18 protein-coding genes are annotated in these 23,664 nt (G+C 53.2%); 4 read left to right on the top strand and 14 right to left on the bottom strand.

Going from position 1 to position 23,664, the window contains the following annotated elements; all coding sequences use genetic code 11:
• Positions 1-11 precede the first annotated feature (11 nt).
• From nuoH to lrhA, 8 genes are all read right to left on the bottom strand, one after another.
• Positions 12-989, bottom strand: coding sequence for an NADH-quinone oxidoreductase subunit NuoH (gene nuoH, locus VSR74_RS14320; protein WP_015963658.1), 978 nt, complete (start codon positions 987-989; stop codon positions 12-14).
• Complete coding sequence (gene nuoG, locus VSR74_RS14315; protein WP_347795329.1) at positions 986-3,712, bottom strand: NADH-quinone oxidoreductase subunit NuoG; 2,727 nt, start codon at positions 3,710-3,712, stop codon at positions 986-988. The genes nuoH and nuoG overlap by 4 nt, the downstream gene beginning before the upstream one ends.
• Positions 3,713-3,868: 156 nt before the next feature.
• A complete protein-coding gene (gene nuoF / locus VSR74_RS14310; RefSeq protein ID WP_347795328.1) occupies positions 3,869-5,206 on the bottom strand; it encodes an NADH-quinone oxidoreductase subunit NuoF in 1,338 nt (445 codons plus the stop codon).
• Positions 5,203-5,703 carry an NADH-quinone oxidoreductase subunit NuoE gene (nuoE, locus tag VSR74_RS14305; RefSeq protein WP_015963655.1) on the bottom strand — a complete coding sequence of 167 codons (501 nt, stop codon included), beginning with the start codon at positions 5,701-5,703 and terminating at the stop codon, positions 5,203-5,205. Before nuoE ends, nuoF begins: the two co-directional genes overlap by 4 nt.
• A gap of 2 nt (positions 5,704-5,705) precedes the next feature.
• On the bottom strand, positions 5,706-7,511 hold the full coding sequence (nuoC, locus tag VSR74_RS14300; protein ID WP_347795327.1) for an NADH-quinone oxidoreductase subunit C/D: 1,806 nt from the start codon (positions 7,509-7,511) through the stop codon (positions 5,706-5,708).
• 86 nt (positions 7,512-7,597) lie between these two features.
• On the bottom strand, positions 7,598-8,272 hold the full coding sequence (nuoB, locus tag VSR74_RS14295) for an NADH-quinone oxidoreductase subunit NuoB (protein WP_015963653.1): 675 nt from the start codon (positions 8,270-8,272) through the stop codon (positions 7,598-7,600).
• A gap of 15 nt (positions 8,273-8,287) precedes the next feature.
• Positions 8,288-8,734 (bottom strand): NADH-quinone oxidoreductase subunit NuoA, encoded by a 447-nt coding sequence (nuoA, locus tag VSR74_RS14290; protein ID WP_347795326.1) that lies wholly within the window; start codon positions 8,732-8,734, stop codon positions 8,288-8,290.
• A gap of 631 nt (positions 8,735-9,365) precedes the next feature.
• Complete coding sequence (lrhA, locus tag VSR74_RS14285; protein WP_347795325.1) at positions 9,366-10,307, bottom strand: transcriptional regulator LrhA; 942 nt, start codon at positions 10,305-10,307, stop codon at positions 9,366-9,368.
• A 934-nt stretch (positions 10,308-11,241) separates the two neighbouring features.
• Between lrhA and alaA the strand changes: the two genes are divergently transcribed.
• Together alaA and yfbR are read left to right on the top strand one after the other, a co-directional pair.
• Positions 11,242-12,459, top strand: coding sequence for an alanine transaminase AlaA (alaA, locus tag VSR74_RS14280; RefSeq protein ID WP_347795324.1), 1,218 nt, complete (start codon positions 11,242-11,244; stop codon positions 12,457-12,459).
• 77 nt (positions 12,460-12,536) lie between these two features.
• Entirely contained in the window at positions 12,537-13,136 is a 600-nt protein-coding gene (yfbR, locus tag VSR74_RS14275; protein ID WP_347795323.1) for a 5'-deoxynucleotidase, read from the top strand.
• Between the two features lie 53 nt (positions 13,137-13,189).
• Here yfbR and VSR74_RS14270 read toward each other — a convergent pair whose 3' ends face one another.
• From VSR74_RS14270 to yfbV, 4 genes are all read right to left on the bottom strand, one after another.
• The gene (locus tag VSR74_RS14270) at positions 13,190-15,022 is read right to left on the bottom strand and encodes an SLC13 family permease (RefSeq protein ID WP_347795322.1); all 1,833 of its coding nucleotides are present in this window, start codon (positions 15,020-15,022) and stop codon (positions 13,190-13,192) included.
• 85 nt (positions 15,023-15,107) lie between these two features.
• Positions 15,108-15,767 (bottom strand): sugar phosphatase, encoded by a 660-nt coding sequence (locus VSR74_RS14265; RefSeq protein ID WP_347795321.1) that lies wholly within the window; start codon positions 15,765-15,767, stop codon positions 15,108-15,110.
• Between the two features lie 11 nt (positions 15,768-15,778).
• A complete protein-coding gene (locus tag VSR74_RS14260; protein ID WP_347795320.1) occupies positions 15,779-16,273 on the bottom strand; it encodes a YfbU family protein in 495 nt (164 codons plus the stop codon).
• Positions 16,274-16,355: 82 nt separating this feature from the next.
• Positions 16,356-16,811: a terminus macrodomain insulation protein YfbV gene (gene yfbV / locus VSR74_RS14255; protein ID WP_347795319.1), complete on the bottom strand. Its 456-nt coding sequence runs from the start codon at positions 16,809-16,811 to the stop codon at positions 16,356-16,358.
• 337 nt (positions 16,812-17,148) lie between these two features.
• Here yfbV and ackA point away from each other — a divergent pair, with 337 nt between their 5' ends.
• Positions 17,149-18,351 carry an acetate kinase gene (gene ackA / locus VSR74_RS14250; RefSeq protein WP_347795318.1) on the top strand — a complete coding sequence of 401 codons (1,203 nt, stop codon included), beginning with the start codon at positions 17,149-17,151 and terminating at the stop codon, positions 18,349-18,351.
• Positions 18,352-18,429: 78 nt separating this feature from the next.
• The gene (pta, locus tag VSR74_RS14245; protein ID WP_347795317.1) at positions 18,430-20,571 is read left to right on the top strand and encodes a phosphate acetyltransferase; all 2,142 of its coding nucleotides are present in this window, start codon (positions 18,430-18,432) and stop codon (positions 20,569-20,571) included.
• Positions 20,572-20,667: 96 nt separating this feature from the next.
• Here pta and VSR74_RS14240 read toward each other — a convergent pair whose 3' ends face one another.
• Together VSR74_RS14240 and VSR74_RS14235 are read right to left on the bottom strand one after the other, a co-directional pair.
• The gene (locus tag VSR74_RS14240) at positions 20,668-22,476 is read right to left on the bottom strand and encodes a vWA domain-containing protein (protein WP_347795316.1); all 1,809 of its coding nucleotides are present in this window, start codon (positions 22,474-22,476) and stop codon (positions 20,668-20,670) included.
• A 4-nt stretch (positions 22,477-22,480) separates the two neighbouring features.
• The gene (locus VSR74_RS14235; RefSeq protein ID WP_347795315.1) at positions 22,481-23,539 is read right to left on the bottom strand and encodes a MoxR family ATPase; all 1,059 of its coding nucleotides are present in this window, start codon (positions 23,537-23,539) and stop codon (positions 22,481-22,483) included.
• Positions 23,540-23,664 lie beyond the last annotated feature (125 nt).

The raw sequence follows: 23,664 nt of genomic DNA, 5'->3' as shown, positions 1-23,664 counted from the left end.
CTATTCGCCCCTTATGGCTGCTGCCAGAGAATGACAGCCGCCGTTACCAGCAAGTTGATGAGCGTCAGCGGCAGGCAAATTTTCCAGCCGAAGGACATTACCTGGTCATAACGCGGACGCGGTAATGAAGCGCGAATCAAAATGAACATCATCATGAAGAACGCGGTTTTGATCGCGAACCAGATGAACGGCGGTAAGAACGGGCCTTGCCAGCCACCGAAGAACAGCGTCACCATCATGGCCGAAATGGTCACGATACCGATGTATTCCCCCACGAAGAACAGACCGAATTTCATACCGGAATATTCAATGTGGTAACCATCGGCCAGTTCCTGCTCGGCTTCGGGTTGGTCGAACGGGTGACGGTGACACACCGCCACGCCCGCGATAGCGAAGGTAACAAACCCAAAGAACTGCGGGATCACGTTCCAGATGTCGGCCTGGTTGTTGACGATGTCGGTCATGTTGAATGAACCGGCCTGCGCCACCACGCCCATCAGGGAGAGCCCGAGGAACACTTCATAGCTCAGCGTCTGGGCAGATGCGCGCATCGCGCCCAGCAGCGAGTATTTGTTGTTGCTCGACCAGCCTGCGAACAGAACGGCGTAAACCGCCAGCCCCGCCATCATCAGGAAGAACAGAATACCAATGTTCAGGTCAGCCACCACCCACGTCGGGCTCACCGGCACAATCGCAAAGGCCAGCAGCAGCGAGGTGAAGGCGATCATCGGCGCCAGAGTAAAGATGACGCGATCCGAGAATTTCGGGATCCAGTCTTCTTTAAAGAACATCTTGATCATGTCCGCCACTAACTGGAGCGAGCCGCCCCAGCCTACGCGGTTCGGCCCGTAACGGTTCTGGAACAGACCGAGCAGACGACGTTCGCCAAAGCTCATGAACGCGCCGCAGGTGACAACCACCAGCAGGATGACCACCGCCTTGAGAATAGTGAGCAGGATCTCAATCAGATCCGGTGTTAACCAACTCATTGCTGTGCCTCCTGCAGATTTTCAAGACGTCCACCTGCCAGCACCGGAGCGATGCCAGGTAACCCCATCGGTAAGCCAACCTGCCCTGCCGTCAGACCTTCGGAAATCACCAGCGGCAGCGTGACGGTTTGACCGTCATAGCCGAAGGCGATTTTCGCGCCCGCGTTAACGCCAAGTTTCGCCGCATCCGCCGGGTTAAGGGCGATATACGGTTGCGGCATACGCGTCTGGAAGACCGGAGAACGTTGTGACATCTCGTCACTACCGAACAGATGGTAGTACGGCGCGATACGCCATTTACCCTCTTCCGCCTGGAAGCTTGCCGGAACGGTGGTGAAGTAATCGAGACCGCTTTCAGACGCTTCAATCAGACGCACACCCGGATCGCCGTGACGCAGATGACCACCCACCTCGGCCTGGAACTTGTTCCATGCCTGCGGGGAGTTCCAGCCCGGTGCCCATGCAAACGGAATTTGCGAGCGCGGCGCGCCTGGCTGGTTGTTCCCTTCCATCGAGAAGGCGAACATGGTGTCTTTATCCTGCGGCTGACGTGGTTCGTGCACGCTGATGTTGGCGCGCATCGCGGTACGGCCACTGTAACGGTGCGGTTCACGCGCCAGTTTCTGGCCGCGAATGCGGAAGGTCGCGTCCGGCGCAGCATCTTTGATGCCTGCCAGTTGCGGCAGTTTTTCGACAACCGCGTCAATCACATGGTCAAGCTGCGTCCAGTCCACTTCACGGCTCTGCACGGTGCTGTGCAGGGAGTGCAGCCAGCGCCAGCTTTCCAGCATCACGGTGCTGCTGTCGTAATAGGCCGGGTCATAAACCTGGAAGAAGCGCTGTGCGCGGCCTTCGTTGTTGATAACCGTACCGTCGCTTTCGGCAAAGCTCGCCGCTGGCAGCACCAGGTGCGCTTTGTCCATAATCGCCGTGCGTTGATGGTCAATCACCATCACCAGCGGCGCTTTAGAGAGCGCGGCATCCACACGGCTGGCGGAAGCGTGACGGTGCAGGTCGTTTTCCAGCACGATAACCGCATCTGCCGCGCCGCTTTCCAGCTCGTTCAGTGCGTCATCAAGAGAGCCGCCGCCAATCATGCCGAGGCCCATGCTGTTCACCGCGCGGGCAACCATGGTGATGCCAACATCAGAACCACGCGTTTTCAGCGCTTTCGCGACGTTTGCTGCCGCCTGAATGACGTCCGCGCTTCCGGCGTTGGTACCGGAAATAATCAGCGGTTTCTTCGCGCCAGCCAGTGCCTGAACCACGACGTCAATTTTGTTCTGCAGGTCGCGATCGATACCGTCTACTGCCGGCGCGCTGTTATCCAGGGCATGAGCAATGGCAAAACCGAAGCGCGCCTGATCTTCAACCGGTGCGCGATACGTCCACGCCGCAATGTCATCCAGACGGGTGTTATCGACGTTGGTGACAAACAGCGGGTGCTTCGCGCGCTGGCCGATGTTGAGGATTGCCGCAATCTGCCAGTCGGCCACTTTCTGCGCCGCCGCCATTTCGCGTGCTTTACCTTTCACCGCCTGACGAACAGAGAGCGCCACGCGTGCGCCGGTCTGGGTAATATCTTCGCCCAGAATCAGCACCGCATCGTAAGACTCAATTTCACGCAGCGCAGGCGTATGCACACCGCCGTCACGCAGCACTTTCAGCGCCAGTTGCAAACGTTCCTGCTCCGCTTTCGCGATGCCGGTATAGAAGTTTTCCGCACCCACCAGTTCACGCAGCGCGAAGTTGCTTTCCACGCTGGCGCGCGGGGAGCCGATACCAATCACTTTCTTCGACTGACGCAGAATATCCGCCGCGCCCTGCATCGCCTGCTCGGCGTTGAGGGTGATGACGTCGCTGCCGCGCAGTTGCAGCGGCTGACGTGGACGGTCTTTCAGGTTCACGTAGCCATAGCCAAAACGACCACGGTCGCAGAGGAAGTAGTGGTTTACGGTACCGTTGTAACGGTTTTCGATACGACGCAGTTCGCCGTAGCGCTCGCCCGGGCTGGTGTTACAGCCAATCGAACATTGCTGGCAGATGCTCGGCGCAAACTGCATATCCCATTTACGGTTGTAACGCTCGGAGTGCGTTTTGTCGGTGAATACGCCGGTCGGGCAAATTTCCACCAGGTTGCCGGAGAACTCGCTCTCAAGCGTACCGTCTTCCGGGCGACCGAAGTAGACGTTGTCGTGCGCGCCATACACGCCCAGGTCGGTGCCGTCCGCATAATCTTTGTAGTAACGCACACAGCGATAGCAGGCGATGCAGCGGTTCATTTCGTGCGAGATGAACGGCCCCAGATCCTGATTGCGGTGGGTACGTTTAGTGAAACGGTAGCGACGGAAGCTGTGGCCGGTCATCACGGTCATATCCTGAAGGTGGCAGTTCCCGCCCTCTTCACAGACCGGACAGTCGTGCGGGTGGTTGGTCATCAACCACTCGACCACGCTTTCACGGAACTGCTTCGCTTCGTCGTCATCAATAGAGATAAAGGTGCCATCGGTGGCCGGTGTCATACACGACATCACCAGGCGGCCACGCGTGTCTTCCGCGTTTTGGTATTGCTTCACCGCACACTGGCGGCAAGCGCCGACGCTGCCCAGCGCCGGATGCCAGCAAAAGTACGGAATATCAAGGCCGAGGGAGAGACACGCCTGTAGCAGGTTGTCCGCCCCGTTGACCTCATATTCTTTGCCGTCTACATGAATTGTAGCCATTAGCATGCTTCCAGTTGGCCCAGTCAGGGACTGAGCGTTAATCGAAATCATTCCCCTCACCCCGCCCCTCTCCCCAAAGGGGAGAGGGAGAAAAGCGGTTCCGGCTCATCCCCTCTCCCCTTTGGGGAGAGGGTTAGGGTGAGGGGTAAGGGTCTCTTACCAGCGCGTCTTAAGCAGGTTCGGCTGAATCCCATGGATCGCATGGGTATTGCTGAACTGCTGCTTGATGCCCGCTTCAAATTCTTCGCGGAAGTATTTAATCGCGCTCTGTAACGGCTCTACCGCGCCAGGTGCGTGCGCACAGAATGTTTTACCCGGGCCCAGGAATCGACACAGTTGCTCAAGTGTCTCGATATCGCCCGGTTGACCTTCGCCACGCTCCAGCGCGCGCAGAATTTTCACGCTCCACGGCAGGCCATCACGGCATGGCGTACACCAGCCGCAGGACTCACGGGCGAAGAACTCTTCCAGGTTACGCACCAGGCCTACCATGCCAATTTCATGGTCGACGGCCATCGCCAGCGCCGTACCCAGACGGCTGCCTGCTTTACCAATGCTTTCGAACTCCATTGGCAGGTCGAGGTGCGCTTCGGTAAGGAAGTCAGTCCCCGCGCCGCCTGGCTGCCAGGCTTTGAATTTCAGGCCATCACGCATGCCGCCCGCGTAATCTTCGAGGATTTCACGCGCGGTGGTGCCGAACGGCAGTTCCCACAGGCCCGGATTTTTCACCCGACCGGAGAAGCCCATCAGCTTGGTACCCGCATCTTTGCTTGTAGAGATGTTCTGGTACCACTCCACGCCGTTGGCGAGAATCGCGGGAACGTTGCACAGGGTTTCCACGTTGTTAACGCAGGTCGGTTTGCCCCACGCGCCAGAGGTCGCCGGGAACGGCGGCTTGGAACGCGGGTTGGCACGACGCCCTTCCAGCGAGTTGATCAGCGCCGTTTCTTCACCGCAGATGTAACGCCCTGCCCCGGTGTGCACAAACAGCTCGAAATCAAACCCGGTGCCCATGATGTTTTTGCCAAGCAGACCCGCTTCGGTTGCTTCAGCAATCGCACGACGCAGATGCACCGCCGCTTCAACGTATTCACCACGCAGGAAGATGTAGCCGCGATACGCTTTCAGCGCAAATGCAGAAATGAGCATGCCTTCCACCAGCAGGTGCGGCAGTTGCTCCATCAGCAGACGGTCTTTGTAGGTGCCCGGCTCCATTTCATCGGCGTTACACAGCAGGTAACGGATATTCATGGATTCGTCTTTCGGCATCAGGCTCCACTTCAGGCCAGTGGAAAAGCCTGCGCCGCCGCGCCCCTTCAGGCCGGCGTCTTTCACCTGATTGACGATTTCATCCGGGGAGAGCCCCAGCAGCGCTTTACGCGCGCCTTCATAGCCGTTTTTGCTACGGTATTCGTCCAGCCACACGGGCTGTTTGTCATCACGCAGACGCCAGGTCAGCGGATGCGTTTCGGGAGTACGGATAACGTTTTTCATTTATACCGCTCCAGTAGTTCAGGAATGGCTTCCGGCGTCAGATGGCTGTGAGTATCCTCATCAATCATCATGTTCGGCCCTTTATCGCAGTTCCCCAGGCAGCAGGTCGGCAGCAGCGTAAAGCGACCGTCAAAAGTCGTCTGCCCCGGTTTGATGTTGAGCTTTTGCTCCAGCGCCGCCTGGATCCCCTGATAACCGGTGATGTGACACACCACGCTGTCGCAGTAGCGGATCACGTGGCGGCCTACCGGCTGGCGGAAGATCTGGCTGTAGAACGTTGCCACGCCCTCGACGTCGCTTGCCGGAATACCCAGCACATCGGCGATCGCGTGGATTGCGCCGTCCGGCACCCAGCCGCGCTGTTTCTGAACGATTTTCAGCGCTTCGATGGACGCCGCACGCGGGTCTTCGTAATGGTGCTTCTCGTGCTCAATCGCTTCACGCTCTGCCGCACTCAGCTCAAAAGCCTCGGTTTGTGGTTGTTGATTCTCGTGCATAATTAGCGGTCCACGTCTGACATAACAAAATCGATACTACCCAGATAGACGATAAGGTCTGATACCAGGCTGCCACGAATAGCCGACGGGATCTGCTGCAGGTGCGCATAGCTCGGCGTGCGGATACGGGTGCGGTAGCTCATGGTGCTGCCGTCGCTGGTCAGGTAGTAACTGTTAATACCCTTGGTCGCTTCCACCATCTGGAACGACTCCTGCGCCGGCATGACCGGGCCCCAGGAAACCTGCAGGAAGTGGGTGATCAGGGTTTCGATATGTTGCAGCGTGCGCTCTTTCGGTGGCGGCGTGGTCAGCGGGTGATCCGCTTTGAACGGGCCTTCCGGCATGTTGTCGAGGCACTGCTGAAGAATACGCAGGCTCTGGCGCAGCTCTTCCACTTTCAGCATCACGCGGGTGTAGCAGTCAGAAACGCCACCGCCGGTCGGGATTTCGAAGTCAAAGTTTTCATAGCCAGAATACGGACGCCATTTACGCACGTCGAAGCCGATACCGGTCGCGCGCAGGCCAGCACCGGTGGTGCCCCACTCCAGCGCTTCTTTCGCGGTATAGGCAGCAACGCCTTTAGAGCGGCCAATCAGGATGGTGTTACGCAGCGCAGCTTTCTCGTAAGAGTCGAGACGCTTCGGCATCCACTCCAGGAACTCGCGCAGCAGGCGATCCCAGCCTTTCGGCAGGTCGTGCGCTACGCCGCCGATGCGGAACCAAGCCGGGTGCATACGGAAACCGGTAATCGCTTCCACCAGATCGTAGATTTTCTGACGATCGGTAAAGGCAAAGAATACCGGCGTCATCGCGCCGACGTCCTGAATAAACGTAGAGATATAGAGCAGGTGGCTGTTGATGCGGAACAGTTCGGAGAGCATCACGCGAATAACGTTAACCCTCTCCGGTACAGTGATCCCCGCCAGTTTTTCAACGGCCAGTACGTATGGCATTTCGTTGACGCAACCACCAAGGTACTCGATACGGTCGGTATACGGAATGTAGCTGTGCCAGGACTGGCGCTCACCCATTTTCTCCGCGCCACGGTGGTGGTAGCCCACGTCCGGCACGCAGTCGACGATCTCTTCGCCATCAAGCTGCAGGATAATACGGAATGCACCGTGCGCAGACGGGTGGTTCGGGCCGAGGTTGAGGAACATAAAGTCCTCGTTTTCAGTCCCGCGCTTCATCCCCCACTCTTCCGGTTTGAAGGTCAGCGCTTCCATCTCCAGATCCTGTTTGGCTTTGGTCAGTTCAAACGGATCAAATTCGGTAGCGCGCGCCGGATAATCTTTACGCAGCGGGTGGCCTTCCCAGGTATTCGGCATCATGATGCGACGCAGATTCGGGTGGCCATTGAAAGTAATGCCAAACATCTCCCAGGTTTCACGCTCATACCAGTTGGCGTTCGGGAAAAGCTTGGTGAAGGTCGGCACGTTGAGGTCGTTTTCAGACAAGGCCACCTTGAGCATAATATCGCTATTACGTTCAATGGAGATCAGGTGATAGAAAACGGAAAAATCCGCCGCGGGCAAACCCTGGCGGTGCGTGCGAAGACGTTCGTCCATGCCGTGTAAATCAAACAGCATGACGTAAGGCTTAGGCAGTTTCTTCAGGAAGTCGCCGACTTCCAGCAGTTGTTCGCGCTTGACCCAAACGACGGGAACCCCGGTGCGGGTCGCCTGAACGGTAAAAGCATCCGGCCCAAAACGGTTGCGCAGCTCCATGATGACCGGATCATCAAGGTGATCGCGGGTAAGCCAAACGGCTGCGTCATGCGCGGTTAAATCGGTCATATTGTTCACCATTGCAAAAGGTCCGTGGTGACTGCTGACAGGGCTTCGCGTTGTAGTAGATTGATTTGCGAAGTTTTTATCCCGCCCGCAGGCGCAAATTAAATCTCGTCAGGCGTGCGCAGATTCGTCACTGCAATTCGTTCGCCGCGTTTACGCTCGCGTTCCGACTGCATGTTGGCGCGATAAACGCCCTGGTCGCCCACCACCCACGACAGCGGGCGGCGCTCTTTACCGATAGACTCCTGCAGCAGCATCAGCGCCTGCATATAGGCCTCCGGACGCGGCGGGCAGCCTGGGATGTAAACATCAACCGGGATAAACTTATCGACGCCCTGCACGACAGAGTAAATATCGTACATGCCGCCGGAGTTGGCGCAGGCCCCCATGGAGATAACCCACTTCGGCTCCAGCATCTGTTCGTACAGGCGCTGAATAACCGGGGCCATCTTGGTAAAGCAGGTTCCCGCTACCACCATCAGGTCAGCCTGACGCGGGGAAGCACGCAGAACTTCCGCACCAAAACGCGCCACGTCATGCACAGCCGTGAATGACGTCACCATCTCAACGTAGCAGCAAGAGAGACCAAAGTTGTAAGGCCAGATTGAGTTTTTGCGACCCCAGTTGACCATATCGTGCATCGCGTGTTCAAGCTTGCCCATGTACACGCTTTTGTTAACTTCCTGCTCCAGGGGATCGGTAACAATCTCTTGTTTTTGCAGGGGATAACGGTCGTTCTCACCGTTAGGATCTATGCGGGTGAGCGTATAATCCATCTTATTGCCTCGCTTTTACTGCGTATTACGGTTAGTGACGCTGTCAGTATCGGAGTTAACCAGGGTGCGGCGAGAACGCGCAGGCGTCCAGTCAAGTGCGCCAACACGAACGAGGTAAACCAGACCAGCCAGTAGCACCAAAATGAAAATTGCGGCTTCGACAAACCCTACCCAGCCACTTTCGCGGATAGAGGTTGACCAGGCGAAGAGGTAGAGCGCTTCCACGTCAAAGATGACGAAGAACATGGCGACCAGATAGAACTTCGCAGACATACGCAGGCGTGCGGTACCTACAGAGTCGATCCCCGATTCGAACGGCGTGTTTTTGCTTCTTGCGCGCGCGCGGCCGCCAAGATACCAGCCGCCGATGAGCATCAGGCAGCACAGGCCGATGGCGATGATCAGGAAAATAGCGAAAGCCCAATGATGAGCGATGATTTCAGTGGATGTTGACATACGCAAAGCTTTACCAAATAAGTGGCGTTTAAGGCTCTGCTCTTACTGGCAGATATGAACGCTACATCGATTCATGGGGAGGATTAAAAAACCAGCAAAACGGCCAGAAGCAGAGCATAGACCGAAAAAATTTGAGGTTTTTTACTCCTTTCGATAACCTTTTGTCAACTTTAACAAAGGTTTCATCACATTAATTTACATCAATTCCATTTCATTAACATTACGTGCCCTTTGAGACATTTCGAATCATGTCACCCTCCGGATTGAGTGCTGGTGAATCGTGTCCGTTTTCGTGCAATAACACTAATTACCCTTCTATTTTGACAGGAATTTCACACGATTCCTCCCCCCCTGGAGGAGTATTTTCTTGATCTACAACACGGTTCTGTTAATTCGACCCAAAAAACAGCAACAAAAAAACCGTTTTTTTAACATTAGCAGGATATGTTAAAAGTGGATCACTATTACCCGATTGATCAACAACTCCCCTAATAATGCACTGATAGTATTAACAATAGTAATCGGTAGTAATTGCAAAATACTTAAGCACAGATGAAAAAAAAGCCACTGGCACATTTTTACAGGCCAGTGGCTCTTTTTTGCACTTACAATTTGTTACCAGTTTTCTGCAAGAATGTTACTCAATGACCTCATCCTCACCAGGGGAATTATCTCCTCCTTCGAGGGTATAGACAGTGCTTTGCGCCCAGGGCGTGATACTGGTCTCTACCGACTGGAAGATCATTAGCATTAATTCATTGGGGTTCTGCGTATTACAGCTTAGTAAATATTCAGTGTCTGGCAACACTGGCATCTTATCTGCTCGTCCAAGTACGCGCAGTTCTGGGCTCATCATCTCTACCGGGCGCGCGGTTACGCCCAACCCCGCTTTGACTGCCGCCCGCACCGCAGATGGCGTGGACGCCACATACGCCAGACGCCATGGCACCTTTGCGGCATCCAGCGTCGAGATGATCATATCGCGGAAGGGGCTTGGGTCGTCGAGAAGAACCAGCGGAACCGGCTCCCCCGGACGTAGGGCGAACTCTGCGGCGCAATACCAGAGCGTTGGCGAGGTGCGCAACACCGTAGAATGAAAAGCGTCAATACGGTGCGTGGTGAGTACCATATCAACTTCATTTTTGTGGAGCATGTCGGCCATGTCCGCGTGTCGTTTCACCCGCACATCCAGCCCAAGCTTCGGCCAGGCGGAGCTAATACGGTTTAATAAAAACGGCAGGATGGTATCGGCAGATTCATCAGATGAACCAATGGTCAACTGCCCTTGTAGGGTACTGAACATCAGCGAAGTACAGGCTTCATCATTAAAGCGCAGTATTTTCCGCGCATAGCCCAAAAGCTGGATGCCGTGCTCGGTCAACAGCTTGTTACGGCCATGGCGGGCAAAAAGTTCTTTGCCAACAAGTTGTTCAAGCCGTTGCATTTGCTGACTAACGGCGGATTGGGTACGACAGACGGCTGCTGCTGCTGCGGCAAAAGTGCTTAAATCAGCGACCGCAACAAAGGTTCTCAGCAGATCGAGGTCGAGATTCAGTATCGGACGATTTGCATTTATCATATTATTCACTCGCACAGGCCGCTAAAGCGAACCTGCCTTATTGATGCTGCGCTCTAAAATCAGGCCAATCCTTTTAAAAGCTCATTCCTCGGTATGAAACAACCGAAAAACTGCCTGACGAAGCGATATTACATTAAAATTGTCTGCCTCCCATCGGGTGACAGTCCCCTCTGCGATTAAGTGTTTTTCATCAGGCGTGAGACTATTTTTCTCAGTACCATTCTGTGAGCTCGTGCAAAAAAACCGGACAGATAACGAATCAATATAACGCTGATACGCCAATAATACCGGAATGGAACAAACGTTTAAAAACTGTTTAATTACAGTGTGTTGTCATGTTTATAGCGATAATCATCAACCTGTTTGTTGAATGAAACTCTGCGTTAACATCAATATCCTAACCCAAAACCATTATATTTATAAGTATTAATAAGTAAGATCTCAAAACAAAAACCCCATTAAAATCAGAATGCTTTAATAAAACTAACAATTCTTAATGATTACTTTGCAATTTAAAATAAAACATTAATGTAGCCCTCAGACGTTCATTAACAATGATTAACACTGAATTTACAGAGAAATGTATTAGCCATGATGACTACGTTTTATGTTTTCATTCACAATTAATATTACTAAAGCATTGCTAAAGTATATCACGGCACTTTTTACGCCTGCTTTAACTGTTTGGTTTTTAATTAGACAAAACAACCACAAATCCATACAAGATCAACATAAGGAACCACAAAGACGTGGATTAACAAAACATACAATCATTCACATCGCGAATCCATAGAGAAAAACAATGCACTAAAACCTTAAAAAGGACAAAATCTTCTCCTGTTGACCCTTCAAAACCCCGGTAATGGGGAGTACATTATTCCGGGCTGACTTCCATGGCAGGGAGTGGCGATAACAGCGAAAAAGGTTAAGGTTCATGTCCCCCATCGAAAAATCCAGTAAGTTAGACAACGTCTGTTATGACATCCGTGGCCCGGTTCTGAAAGAGGCCAAACGCCTTGAGGAAGAAGGCAACAAAGTTCTGAAACTCAACATCGGCAACCCGGCTCCTTTCGGGTTTGACGCGCCGGATGAAATTCTGGTTGATGTGATCCGCAACCTGCCAACAGCGCAAGGTTATTGCGATTCCAAAGGGCTCTACTCTGCCCGCAAAGCCATCATGCAGCACTACCAGGCGCGCGGTATGCGTGACGTGACGGTAGAAGATATTTATATCGGCAATGGCGTATCTGAACTCATTGTGCAGGCAATGCAGGCACTGCTGAATAGCGGTGATGAAATGCTGGTTCCCGCACCAGACTACCCGCTGTGGACGGCGGCCGTGTCGCTTTCCAGCGGCAAAGCGGTGCATTATCTGTGTGACGAATCCGCAGGCTGGTTCCCCGATCTCGACGATATCCGCGCCAAAATCACCCCACGCACGCGCGGAATCGTGATTATTAACCCAAATAACCCAACCGGCGCGGTTTACTCAAAAGAGCTGCTGCAGGAGATCGTTGAGATCGCCCGCGAACATAATCTGATTATCTTTGCCGACGAAATCTACGATAAGATCCTCTACGATCACGCCCAGCACCACTCTATCGCTGCACTGGCGCCTGATTTACTGACCGTGACGTTTAACGGCCTGTCAAAAACCTACCGCGTCGCGGGCTTCCGCCAGGGCTGGATGGTACTTAACGGGCCGAAAAAACACGCTAAAGGGTATATTGAGGGGCTGGAAATGCTGGCTTCCATGCGTTTGTGCGCGAACGTTCCGGCACAACACGCTATCCAGACAGCGCTCGGCGGCTATCAGAGTATCAGCGAATTTATCGTCCCGGGCGGTCGCCTGTATGAGCAACGCAACCGCGCGTGGGAGCTCATCAACGAGATCCCTGGCGTTTCCTGCGTTAAGCCTGACGGCGCGCTCTATATGTTCCCGAAAATTGATGCGAAACGCTTCAACATCCACGACGATCAGAAAATGGTGCTCGATTTCCTGCTGCAGGAGAAAGTACTGCTGGTTCAGGGTACCGCATTCAACTGGCCGTGGCCGGATCACGTGCGAATCGTCACTCTGCCGCGCCTTGACGATCTGGAAATGTCGATCACCCGCTTTGGCCGTTTCCTGTCGGGCTACCGTCAGGCGTAAAACACTGGCCGGATTTGCATCCGGCAGTCATCTCTGCGCACAATGACCCTTACTGATGTTACCGAGTAAGGGTTGTTATGAATCAGAGTCATTTTTTTGCCCACCTCTCCCGCCTGAAATTAATCAACCGCTGGCCGCTGATGCGTAACGTGCGCACGGAAAACGTCTCTGAACACAGTTTGCAGGTGGCGATGGTTGCCCACGCGCTGGCTGCCATCAAAAACCGTAAATTTGGCGGGAAAGTTAACGCCGAGCGCATTGCGCTACTGGCGATGTATCACGATGCGTCTGAAGTGCTTACCGGTGATCTACCGACCCCAGTGAAATACTTCAACTCACAGATCGCCCAGGAATATAAGGCCATCGAAAAGATTGCCCAGCAGAAACTGGTCGAAATGGTGCCAGAAGAGCTACAGGATATTTTTGCGCCATTGATCGATGAGCATCAGTACAGCGAGGAAGAGAAATCGCTGGTCAAGCAGGCCGACGCGCTGTGCGCTTATCTGAAGTGCCTGGAAGAGTTGTCCGCCGGAAATAACGAGTTTTTACTGGCAAAGGGCCGTCTGGAGAAAACGCTCTCTGAACGCCGCAGTGAAGAGATGGATTACTTTATGGATGTGTTTGTGCCGAGCTTTCATTTGTCACTGGATGAGATAAGCACCGACTCGCCGCTTTGATGCAAGCGGTGATTGCCGGATAGCGTAAACGCTTACCCGGCAATCACCACGGCTCAGAACGGGAACAGCATCGGGATCAGCAGTACACTGACTATCATCACCAGAATGGTGAACGGTACACCAATCTTCACAAAATCACTGAAACTGTATTTTCCTGGCCCCAACACCAGCGTGTTCACCGGTGACGAAACCGGCGTCATGAAGGCCGCCGATGCAGCCATCGCCACCACCATCGCGAAGGGATAAGGCGACACGCCCATCGATTTTGCCGTCGCCAGCGCAATCGGCGCCATTAACACCGCCGTCGCCGTGTTGGAAATAAACAACCCAATGGTGGCGCACATGACGAACAAACAACCCAGCATCAGGTAAGGCCCCTGCCCGCCGCCGATATCCATCAGCCCTTTCACCACCAGATCCACGCCACCGGTTTTCTGTAACGCCAGCGCAAACGGCATCATCCCGACAATCAAAATAATGCTTGGCCAGTGAATCGATTTATAGGCACTTTGCGCATCAATGCAGCGAAATTTCCCCATTAAAAGGCAGGCGATGATCGCCGCAATCGGGTTTGGTATCTCATCGGTCAGCATCAGCGCAACCATCAGTACCAGGCAGAAAATCGCGTGTGGCGCCTGGCTGTGCGCAGGGGAAGCATCGCTCACCTCCACCGGCAGATTGAGCACCACAAAATCGCGCCCTTTCTGCGCCAACTGGTTGATTAGCTTCCAGTTACCGACAACCAGAATGATATCGCCAAGCTCGAGCTGCTCGTCCACAACCGAACCATCCAGCGCCTCGCCGTTGCGTTTCATCCCCACGACGTTCAGACCGTAGCGGGTACGGAACGCAATTTCGCGCACCGTTTTACCCAGTAGCTCAGAGTCCGGGATCAATGACACTTCCGCCATCCCCACATCGAGCGCCTGATCGGCAAAATATTCCCCACGCAGCACCATTGGCTCAAGCATCTGCTCGGCGCAAAACTCGCGCAGATCGACATCCGCCGCCGACATATCAATCAGCAGCACGTCGCGGGCGCGAAATTCAGAGACCCCGTTGACGTTGACAATCACCCGACGGAAACGACGCCAGCGCTCAACGCCGATAACGTTCGCACCATAACGTTCACGCAATTTCAGGTCATCAAGGCGTTGGCCAATCATGGGCGAACCGGGGCGGATAGCCAGACGACGCGCGCGCCCCGTCAGGCGATAAGCTTTAATTAGATCGCGAAACGAACTGCGTTTGCCGCCATCGCGAGAGGCTGAGGGATCATCACCTTTGAACATAAAGCGCATCAGCAACATATAGACGATGCCGAGCAACAGCACCACGAGGCCTATCGGCGTGACGCTGAAAAAGCCAAAACCGTGCAACCCTTCGCGGAGAAGTTCACTGTTGACCACCAGGTTTGGCGGGGTCGCCACCAGCGTCATCATACCGCTGATAAGCCCGGCAAAGCTGAGCGGCATCATCAGGCGCGACGGTGAGATATTCATGCGCAGAGAGACGCTGAGCACCACAGGAATAAAGATAGCGACCACGCCGGTAGAACTCATAAACGCACCGAGTCCAGCCACGGTCAGCATAAGATAGACCAGCATTTTGGTTTCGCTGCTGCCCGCAACCTTAACCAGCCACGCCCCCATATTGGTGGCAACGCCCGTGCGCACCAGGCCATCGCCGATAATAAAAAGGGCAGCAATCAGAATAACGTTGGGGTCGCTAAAACCCGAGAAGGCTTCACTTAACGTTAGGGTACCGCTCAGTACAAAGGCCACAATGACCAGCAGTGCGATTGCATCCATGCGCACTTTGCCCATTGCGAAAAGCACCACCGCAATCGCCAGCAGTGAGAGCACCCAAATCAATTCACCGTTCACAACACATCCTTGTCAGAAAGATAAGTGATAAGTATTGATATGATGGCAGAAATTAGCCCCTATGATACGGGGCTAAATCATAAGTTTATGCTTTTAATGCGACGTCCACGATGCCATCAGGCTGTTTAGCGACATCAAGCGACTCAAGCGTGGTCAAAACGTAATCGGCTTCATCAAGACGTGATGCGCCGGCAGGAACATTCACCGCAATAACATGACATCCAGCCGCCAGGCCGGAAAGCACACCCGCTTCAGCATCCTCTACTACGGTGCACTCTTTTGCCGCCAGGCCCAACAGTTCGGCCCCCAGCAGATAGGCATCCGGTTCCGGCTTACCACGCTTAACGCGCTCTGCGGTAACAAACACTTCCGGCATCGGCAGACCAGCGGCCTTGTGGCGCGCATGGGCAACAGGAACAGAGCCCGAAGTCACGATAGCCCAGGGGATATTTTGCGCGTTGAGCGTCTCAAGCAACGTTATCGCCCCAGGCAGCGCCCGAACGCCATCCGTATCGCTGGCTTCAATCTGTTCAAGGCGAGTAAATTCGGCCTGGATCGACTCTTCAGATTGCCCGGGCATAAAGTGGCGCAGCGAAGTGATCGCCTGTTTGCCGTGGATAAAACCGAGGATTTCATCATGAGAAATACCGAAGCGATCGCCCCAGCTACACCAGGAACGTTCTACCACCGGCAGGGAATCCACCAGCGTACCATCGAGATCAAACAGAAAACCTTTACACTGCACAGGCACCTCCATCAGGCATTAATAATTTGATTAATTTCGTTGCTGCTCAGGTGATACTGGCGCGGGCAAGAGTGCCACACGTTAAGCATGCGCTGATATTTCTCCCACATCGGCGTCTGCGCGTTAAAGCCGTGCGTCCCCGCGTCAAAGTGGGTGTAGCGACCTTCCACATTCACCATAAAGCGCACATAGCTCAGGAAGCGGGCTTCTGTCGCCGCATCGAAACCGAGGAAGGTGACACGGCGTTCGTCGATGGTGTCGGCATCCTTCAGATTGGCCCACGAGACGTGCAGCGCGTGGTACATCTCCATGATGTCGATAACAATGCGACAGGTCTCTTCTTTTAACTCACCGAAGTCGCGATCCAGTTCGCGCATTTGCAGACCAAAACCGCGCTCGACAATCGTCTGCAGACGGCGATAACGTTCTGCGTTGTCGGGATCAAGCATAGTCATCATCTTGTACTGATTAGACAGAATCAGACGTTGAGCATGGGTCATTTCCATTTTTTCGACTCCTGTTGCGCTTTGCAGCATAAAAAAAGACACAAACGTTGTGCCTTCTTTTATATGCGTTTTTGATGGCTAATTACAAATCATCAAGGAAAGTTTTATCCAGTTGTTTGAAGGCGCGCTTAAGCGTGTCAGCCAGAGCCTGGTAATCAGGCTTTCCTTCGACCGGCGCGAGAGCCTGTCCGGCGTCCTGTAATTTACCGCGCACATCATAAAACCATTGTAAGGTTGACGGGGGTAATGGCGTGACGGAGCGCTTGCCGAGCCACCAAAGCCCCTGCATCGGCAGGCTTAGCGCAAACAGTGCGGTGGCGACCGCCGGGCCAAGCTGACCGCCGAGGGCGATTTGCCAGCACAGGGTGAAAACCGCAACGGGCGGCATAAAGCGGATAGCGTGGCGAGTGATACGAATCGCGCGGTTTTCGATGAAGACCGGTGCGAGGCGTTTATCCAGCGGCCACGTCTTAGAATAGTGCTGTCCCCGGCGGAACAAACTGAAAAAACTGACCGGGCTATTTTCGGGAGTCGACATGGCTTACCTCAACTTCACATATAAAAATTAAAAAAATCGTGCAAATCCACAACTGAGCATGACAACGTTCAAAACATTTTGGAATAAACCCTACGATCGGGTATCCTGTGCCAGCCTGAGATGAGGGCTAGTCTATCTCGTCCAGTCCGTCAAATTATCGCATATTCTGCCATTGGCTGAAAAATATGCAAAATGACTTAGAATCAATATGTATTTCTTCCATCCTGCCTCAAAATCGATTCAGGCATGATGTTAATCATAAATGTCAGTCTCATCCTGCGCTACGCTTTGTGACTCCTGACGTTTTTTTAGCCACGTATCATAAATAGGTACTTCCATGTCGAGTAAGTTAGTACTGGTTCTGAACTGCGGTAGCTCCTCACTGAAATTTGCCATCATCGATGCACTGAACGGTGACGAGTACCTCTCTGGTTTGGCCGAATGTTTCCACCTTCCTGAAGCACGCATCAAATGGAAAATGGACGGCAGCAAACAAGAAGCGGCTTTAGGTGCAGGCGCCGCTCACAGTGAAGCGCTGAACTTTATCGTTAACACTATTCTGGCACAAAAACCAGAACTGTCTGCACAACTGACTGCGATTGGTCACCGTATCGTGCACGGTGGCGAGAAGTACACCAGCTCCGTTGTTATCGACGAATCCGTTATTCAGGGCATCAAAGACTCTGCCTCTTTTGCTCCGCTGCACAACCCGGCTCACCTGATCGGTATCGCCGAAGCGCTGAAATCCTTCCCAAATCTGAAAGACAAAAACGTGGCTGTGTTCGACACCGCGTTCCATCAGACTATGCCGGAAGAGTCTTACCTTTACGCCCTGCCGTACAGCCTGTACAAAGAGCACGGCGTTCGTCGCTACGGCGCGCACGGCACCAGCCACTTCTTCGTGACTCAGGAAGCGGCAAAAATGCTGAACAAGCCGGTTGAAGAACTGAACATCATCACCTGCCACCTGGGCAACGGTGGTTCTGTTTCTGCCATCCGTAACGGCAAATGCGTTGACACCTCTATGGGTCTGACGCCGCTGGAAGGTCTGGTTATGGGTACGCGCTCCGGCGACATCGACCCGGCTATCATCTTCCACCTGCACGACACCCTGGGCATGAGCGTTGACGCTATCAACAAAATGTTGACCAAAGAGTCTGGCCTGCTGGGTCTGACCGAAGTCACCAGCGACTGCCGTTATGTTGAAGACAACTATCAGGAAAAAGCGGACGCTAAACGTGCAATGGACGTTTACTGCCACCGTCTGGCGAAATACATCGGCTCTTACACTGCGCTGATGGATGGTCGTCTGGACGCTGTTGTCTTCACCGGTGGTATCGGTGAAAACGCCGCAATGGTTCGCGAGCTCTCCCTGGGTAAACTGGGCGTTCTGGGCTTCGAAGTTGATCACGAACGTAACCTGGCCGCGCGTTTTGGTAAATCTGGCTTCATCAACAAAGAAGGCACCCGCCCTGCTGTTGTGATCCCAACCAACGAAGAGCTGGTTATCGCGCAAGACGCCAACCGTCTGACCGCCTGATTCCACACCGCCAGCAATGCTGGCGGTGCTGTTTTGTGTCCGCCCGAATGGGCGACAGCGAGCAAAAGAGGATAAACCGTGTCCCGTATTATTATGCTTATTCCAACCGGAACCAGCGTCGGCCTGACTAGCGTCAGCCTGGGCGTTATCCGTGCTATGGAACGTAAAGGCGTTCGTCTGAGCGTCTTCAAACCTATCGCTCAGCCACGTGCCGGCGGCGATGCACCTGACCAGACCACCAGCATTGTCCGTGCTAACTCTTCTCTGCCGGCCGCCGAGCCGCTGAAGATGAGCCACGTTGAGTCTCTGCTTTCCAGCAATCAGAAAGATGTGCTGATGGAAGAGATCATCGCCAACTACCACGCGAACACCAAAGATGCGGAAGTGGTTCTGGTTGAAGGCCTGGTTCCGACGCGCAAACATCAGTTTGCCCAGTCTCTGAACTACGAAATCGCGAAAACGCTGAACGCGGAAATCGTCTTCGTGACCTCTCAGGGCACCGACACTCAGGAACAGATCAACGAACGTATCGAACTGACTCGTAACAGCTTTGGCGGTGCGAAAAACACCAACATCACCGGCTACATAGTTAACAAACTGAATGCGCCGGTTGATGAACAGGGCCGTACTCGTCCCGATCTGTCCGAAATCTTTGACGACTCTTCCCGCGCGAAAATCGTTAAAATCGATCCGGCACAACTGAAAGCAAACAGCACCCTGCCGGTGTTGGGCGCTATTCCGTGGAGCTTCGATCTGATTGCAACCCGCGCAATCGACATGGCTCGTCACCTGAACGCAACCATCATCAACGAAGGCGACATCAACACCCGCCGCGTGAAGTCTGTTACCTTCTGTGCGCGCAGCATCCCGCACATGCTGGAACACTTCCGTCCAGGCTCACTGCTGGTGACTTCCGCTGACCGTCCTGACGTGCTGGTTGCAGCATGCCTGGCCGCGATGAATGGCGTTGAAATCGGCGCTATCCTGCTGACTGGCGGTTATGAAATGGACGAGCGCATCAACAAGCTGTGCGAACGTGCTTTTGCGACTGGCCTGCCGGTATTTATCGTCAACACCAACACCTGGCAGACCTCCCTGAGTCTGCAGAGCTTCAACCTGGAAGTTCCGGTGGACGATCACGAGCGTATCGAGAAAGTTCAGGAATACGTAGCAAGCCAGATCAGCAGCGACTGGATCGACTCTCTGACTGCGACCTCTGAGCGCAGCCGTCGTCTGTCTCCGCCAGCGTTCCGCTATCAGTTGACCGAACTGGCTCGCAAAGCGGGCAAACGCGTAGTGCTGCCGGAAGGTGACGAACCGCGTACCGTTAAAGCCGCAGCTATCTGCGCAGAACGCGGTATCGCGACCTGCGTGCTGTTGGGCAACCCGGATGAAATCAACCGCGTTGCGGCGGCTCAGGGCGTTGAACTGGGCGCAGGCATCGAAATCGTTGACCCGGAAGTGGTACGTGAAAGCTACGTTGCTCGCCTGGTCGAACTGCGTAAGAGCAAGGGGATGACCGAAGCGGTTGCCCGTGAGCAACTGGAAGACAACGTTGTTCTCGGCACCCTGATGCTGGAGCAGGACGAAGTTGACGGTCTGGTTTCAGGTGCAGTACACACCACTGCAAACACCATCCGTCCACCGCTGCAGTTGATCAAAACCGCACCGGGCAGCTCGCTGGTTTCTTCCGTGTTCTTCATGCTGCTGCCAGAACAGGTTTATGTTTACGGCGACTGCGCAATCAACCCGGATCCGACCGCAGAACAACTGGCAGAAATCGCGATTCAGTCCGCTGACTCCGCGATTGCCTTCGGTATCGAACCGCGCGTAGCGATGCTCTCCTACTCCACCGGTACCTCTGGTGCAGGTAGTGATGTTGAGAAAGTACGTGAAGCGACGCGTCTGGCGCAGGAAAAACGTCCTGACCTGATGATCGACGGCCCGCTGCAATATGATGCTGCAGTTATGGCTGACGTTGCGAAATCCAAAGCGCCGAACTCTCCGGTTGCGGGTCGCGCTACCGTGTTCATCTTCCCGGATCTGAACACCGGTAACACCACCTACAAAGCGGTACAGCGTTCTGCCGACCTGATCTCCATCGGGCCGATGCTGCAGGGTATGCGCAAACCGGTTAACGACCTGTCCCGTGGCGCGCTGGTTGACGATATCGTCTATACCATCGCTCTGACCGCGATTCAGTCGTCTCAGCAGGGCTAAGTTAGCCTGCCGCGTTTGCAAGGCCGCTCATTTATGAGTGGCCATAAAAAATCCGCAGAGTGAAATTTCTGCGGATTTTTTTACTTTTACCACACGTTAACTCAGAAAAAAAACATCACTGCGCGGTACAAATGGTAGCCGATGTCCTTTCGGTAACAGCCAGGCATGCTCCATTGAAACAGTAACCTTTTCTTCGCAATATCCATCGGTAATGATGAGTATTGGTCCCCCAGAGGGAAAGTCACCTTTGCGAGCAAACTGGTTAAGCAAATCGACACCAGGCTGCAATATGGTTCCCCCTCGCCCCTGAAGAGTGAAATGATGCAGCAGTTCTTCTGGTCTAATCCATCCCCGATCGTAGGCTTTGGCGTCACAGCATATGAATCTGACGGCAAAAACATCACGTGAAAGCGAATAGCTCGCTATTGCACCCAAGGCTTTCCCCAGTAATTGCGGATCCATCGATCCCGAGGTATCCAGAATCACACCAAATACTCTGGTCCGACGCTCCTCCTCTGATGGCTTGTGTAATGAAGGCCTTGGGATTTCAGGCGTGGTACTCTGCCGCCTGGAAGGTCGTGCCCACCCCCTACGAGGTTCAAGCGGCGGAAATCTTTCATCGAACCACTCCGCTAGTGCGACATCCCATGGAACCGGCGGTTGCGAAAGACTACGAATATCTTCAATCAATCCAGCCGGTATAACGCCTCTTCCCGGCGAATACAAACAACGTTCAAGACCTTGATAAAGCGCTCGGCGACAATAGCTTTCAGCATCAACAAAGATGTTCCCATCATCATCGCCGATAAGATCCCCACCAGCACGGCCTCTGAGTGTCATCAACTTTCGTGCCTGACGCATATTTTGTGCAAGATCATCGTAAATTTCCTCTGCCGAAAATCCGCTAAATTTAGTGTCATGTAAGAGCCCGATTGTCGGTGCTGCGCCTATTTGCATCTCTATGAGCCAGCCATTGATCGCAAAATCACAGGCTACGTTCCAGAGTTCAGGGTCTCTTCCTCGTCGACGCGATGCATGATTAAGCCCGGCATGAAGCAATTCATGAGCAAAAACAAACAGCATTTCATTATGGGTTAAGTGAGATAAGGGATTGATCCAGATAGTTCGTGTCGCAACATTAATTGCCGCAATCGCAATATCATATTGCTGACAGATTTGGATATCTTCCTCAATATCAAAGCCCGCAGCCAACGCACCCAGCAGCGGGTAGCTGGTCATAATTTGTTGACGAATGCGCTGTGCCAGCGTCAGTTTTTTAGAAACGCCAGGCGCTGTACGATAACCGCCAACCTGCTCCAATGCCTGGCTTACACTGGACAACAATCCTTCAGCCAATAGAGCCTTCCAGTCAACGTCTCCCTGGTAAAAATAGCGCGTCTCCGACCAATAGAAAAAGCGATCCTCTCCGCCACAAAATCGTGAGAACCATTGTTCGAGTAAAGGATGACAGCCATCTGCGCAAATCTGGCGAAACAACACTTCGGCATCACTGGTTAACTCCTCCGGTAGAGGAAATGACTGCAACTCTTCCGGTAAAGGTCCAATTTTAAGCTCTTCACAGAAACGCGTCATCGCCAGCAGAACCGATAGTGCCCAGGTTCTTTCAGGCATGCGTTGCGTGATCAGCCCAAATCCAAGCGCAGCCAGCGTTTGGGCAATCATTCGCGCCCACTGTTGTGGTGTGGCATGTCGTTTGGCATTCAGCCAAAGATGCCCCTGGCTGCTTACAACGACCCAGCCTTGCGATGAAACATAGCGAAGGTCACGATCGATAGAGCACGAAATTCTGGGCCAAATCGCGGAAAACAATGTATGAGATTTCACAATCTCAACACCCGCCAGACAGGCTTCAAGCGCCGGATTTCGCCGGTTTGTTTTCTTCATCAACCTACCCTCGCGCTGCTAATCTGGGTAAATCCCTTGCAACCTCCAGTAAGAACCAGGTAGGGAGTTTTTTACCCTCATCATCTTCACTCATTACCGATTGCGCAATTTCCACGCTAATACGTGCTAATGATTTCAGGCAATCTTTAGCACTAATCGCCAGTTGACGTTGTTCGCTGCGTATCGACTTTTCATTATCTGGCAGCTCTTTAAGCAGATGTGAGCGGAAAGACTGGGCCATAAAATAGAGAATATCACGGTCGCCCGGAGCTTCAGGCCACGAAGCGTCACCCTTTAAAATGGCATTAACGGTGTGTTTCTGGCGGATCTGTTTGATAAAACCTTTAAATCCCGCCGCATGAGCCGGCGAAAGTAAGCCATAAATAAGCGCTTCCAGCATTTCAATTTGAATATTCTCACCAAAAGACCACAATGCGTCAGAAAGCATGTGCCAGCTTCGTGGTGTCGAAAAGGGTTCTTCATGTTTTGGCGGTTCATTCCAAAGCTGATCGGGACGAAGTTGAATATATTCAACGACCCAGGGATGGATCCCAGCTTCGTTAATGGCCCAGTGCAGCCACTGACGGTGATCGGCTCGTAGATGAATATGCACCATCCTGTTAATCAGAGCAGATGGCATAGGTTTGACGATCGCCGAATCTTTTGCACGATTTCCGGCACCAATAACAATGGTCCCTTCGGGTAAGCGATACTCTCCAACTCTTTTTTCCAGAATTAATGAATAAAACGCCTTTTGAATTTCATGTGAAGACGCGTTCAGTTCATCAAGGAATAAGACAAATGGCTCCTTGCGCACGATATTCATGGGCGGGTAAAACCGCGAACATTCCCCCTCTATTTTCGGAATACCCAGTAAGTCTTCCGGAGCAAGCTGACTCCCCAATAAAGAAACACACTCCATACCCACTTCATCTGCGAAACGATTTATCAACGCACTTTTGCCAATACCAGGCGCCCCCCAAATGAACACGGGACGGGTAATCGCAACATTTAGTAGAAAGTCGAAAGTTTGTTCTGGTGATAACTGTATTGCAGAAAGCATAATATCGTCCTTGCCATGCATTTCAAAAATAAAAAATTAACCGTTCATATTGTCATTAATAATAATACTCAAAAATAAAAAATGTATATCTTATAAAAATGCCTCCGCATTTGGAGGCATAGTCA

This window comes from Pseudocitrobacter cyperus (assembly GCF_039889165.1).
Lineage (GTDB): Bacteria > Pseudomonadota > Gammaproteobacteria > Enterobacterales > Enterobacteriaceae > Pseudocitrobacter > Pseudocitrobacter cyperus.
The sequence above is the reverse complement of the archived record's forward strand: the minus strand, read 5'-3'. Positions and strand labels throughout refer to the sequence as shown.

Bases quoted from the DNA above. Each gene is read 5' to 3' on its own strand.
- nuoF (WP_347795328.1), bottom strand. From the start codon at position 5,206: ATGAAAAACGTTATCCGTACTCCCGAAACGCATCCGCTGACCTGGCGT.
- lrhA (WP_347795325.1), bottom strand. From the start codon at position 10,307: ATGATAAATGCAAATCGTCCGATACTGAATCTCGACCTCGATCTGCTG.
- nuoC (WP_347795327.1), bottom strand. From the start codon at position 7,511: ATGGTGAACAATATGACCGATTTAACCGCGCATGACGCAGCCGTTTGG.
- yfbR (WP_347795323.1), top strand. From the start codon at position 12,537: ATGAATCAGAGTCATTTTTTTGCCCACCTCTCCCGCCTGAAATTAATC.
- nuoB (WP_015963653.1), bottom strand. From the start codon at position 8,272: ATGGATTATACGCTCACCCGCATAGATCCTAACGGTGAGAACGACCGT.
- alaA (WP_347795324.1), top strand. From the start codon at position 11,242: ATGTCCCCCATCGAAAAATCCAGTAAGTTAGACAACGTCTGTTATGAC.
- VSR74_RS14240 (WP_347795316.1), bottom strand. From the start codon at position 22,476: ATGAAGAAAACAAACCGGCGAAATCCGGCGCTTGAAGCCTGTCTGGCG.
- VSR74_RS14260 (WP_347795320.1), bottom strand. From the start codon at position 16,273: ATGGAAATGACCCATGCTCAACGTCTGATTCTGTCTAATCAGTACAAG.
- nuoE (WP_015963655.1), bottom strand. From the start codon at position 5,703: ATGCACGAGAATCAACAACCACAAACCGAGGCTTTTGAGCTGAGTGCG.
- nuoH (WP_015963658.1), bottom strand. From the start codon at position 989: ATGAGTTGGTTAACACCGGATCTGATTGAGATCCTGCTCACTATTCTC.
- ackA (WP_347795318.1), top strand. From the start codon at position 17,149: ATGTCGAGTAAGTTAGTACTGGTTCTGAACTGCGGTAGCTCCTCACTG.
- nuoG (WP_347795329.1), bottom strand. From the start codon at position 3,712: ATGGCTACAATTCATGTAGACGGCAAAGAATATGAGGTCAACGGGGCG.
- yfbV (WP_347795319.1), bottom strand. From the start codon at position 16,811: ATGTCGACTCCCGAAAATAGCCCGGTCAGTTTTTTCAGTTTGTTCCGC.
- VSR74_RS14235 (WP_347795315.1), bottom strand. From the start codon at position 23,539: ATGCTTTCTGCAATACAGTTATCACCAGAACAAACTTTCGACTTTCTA.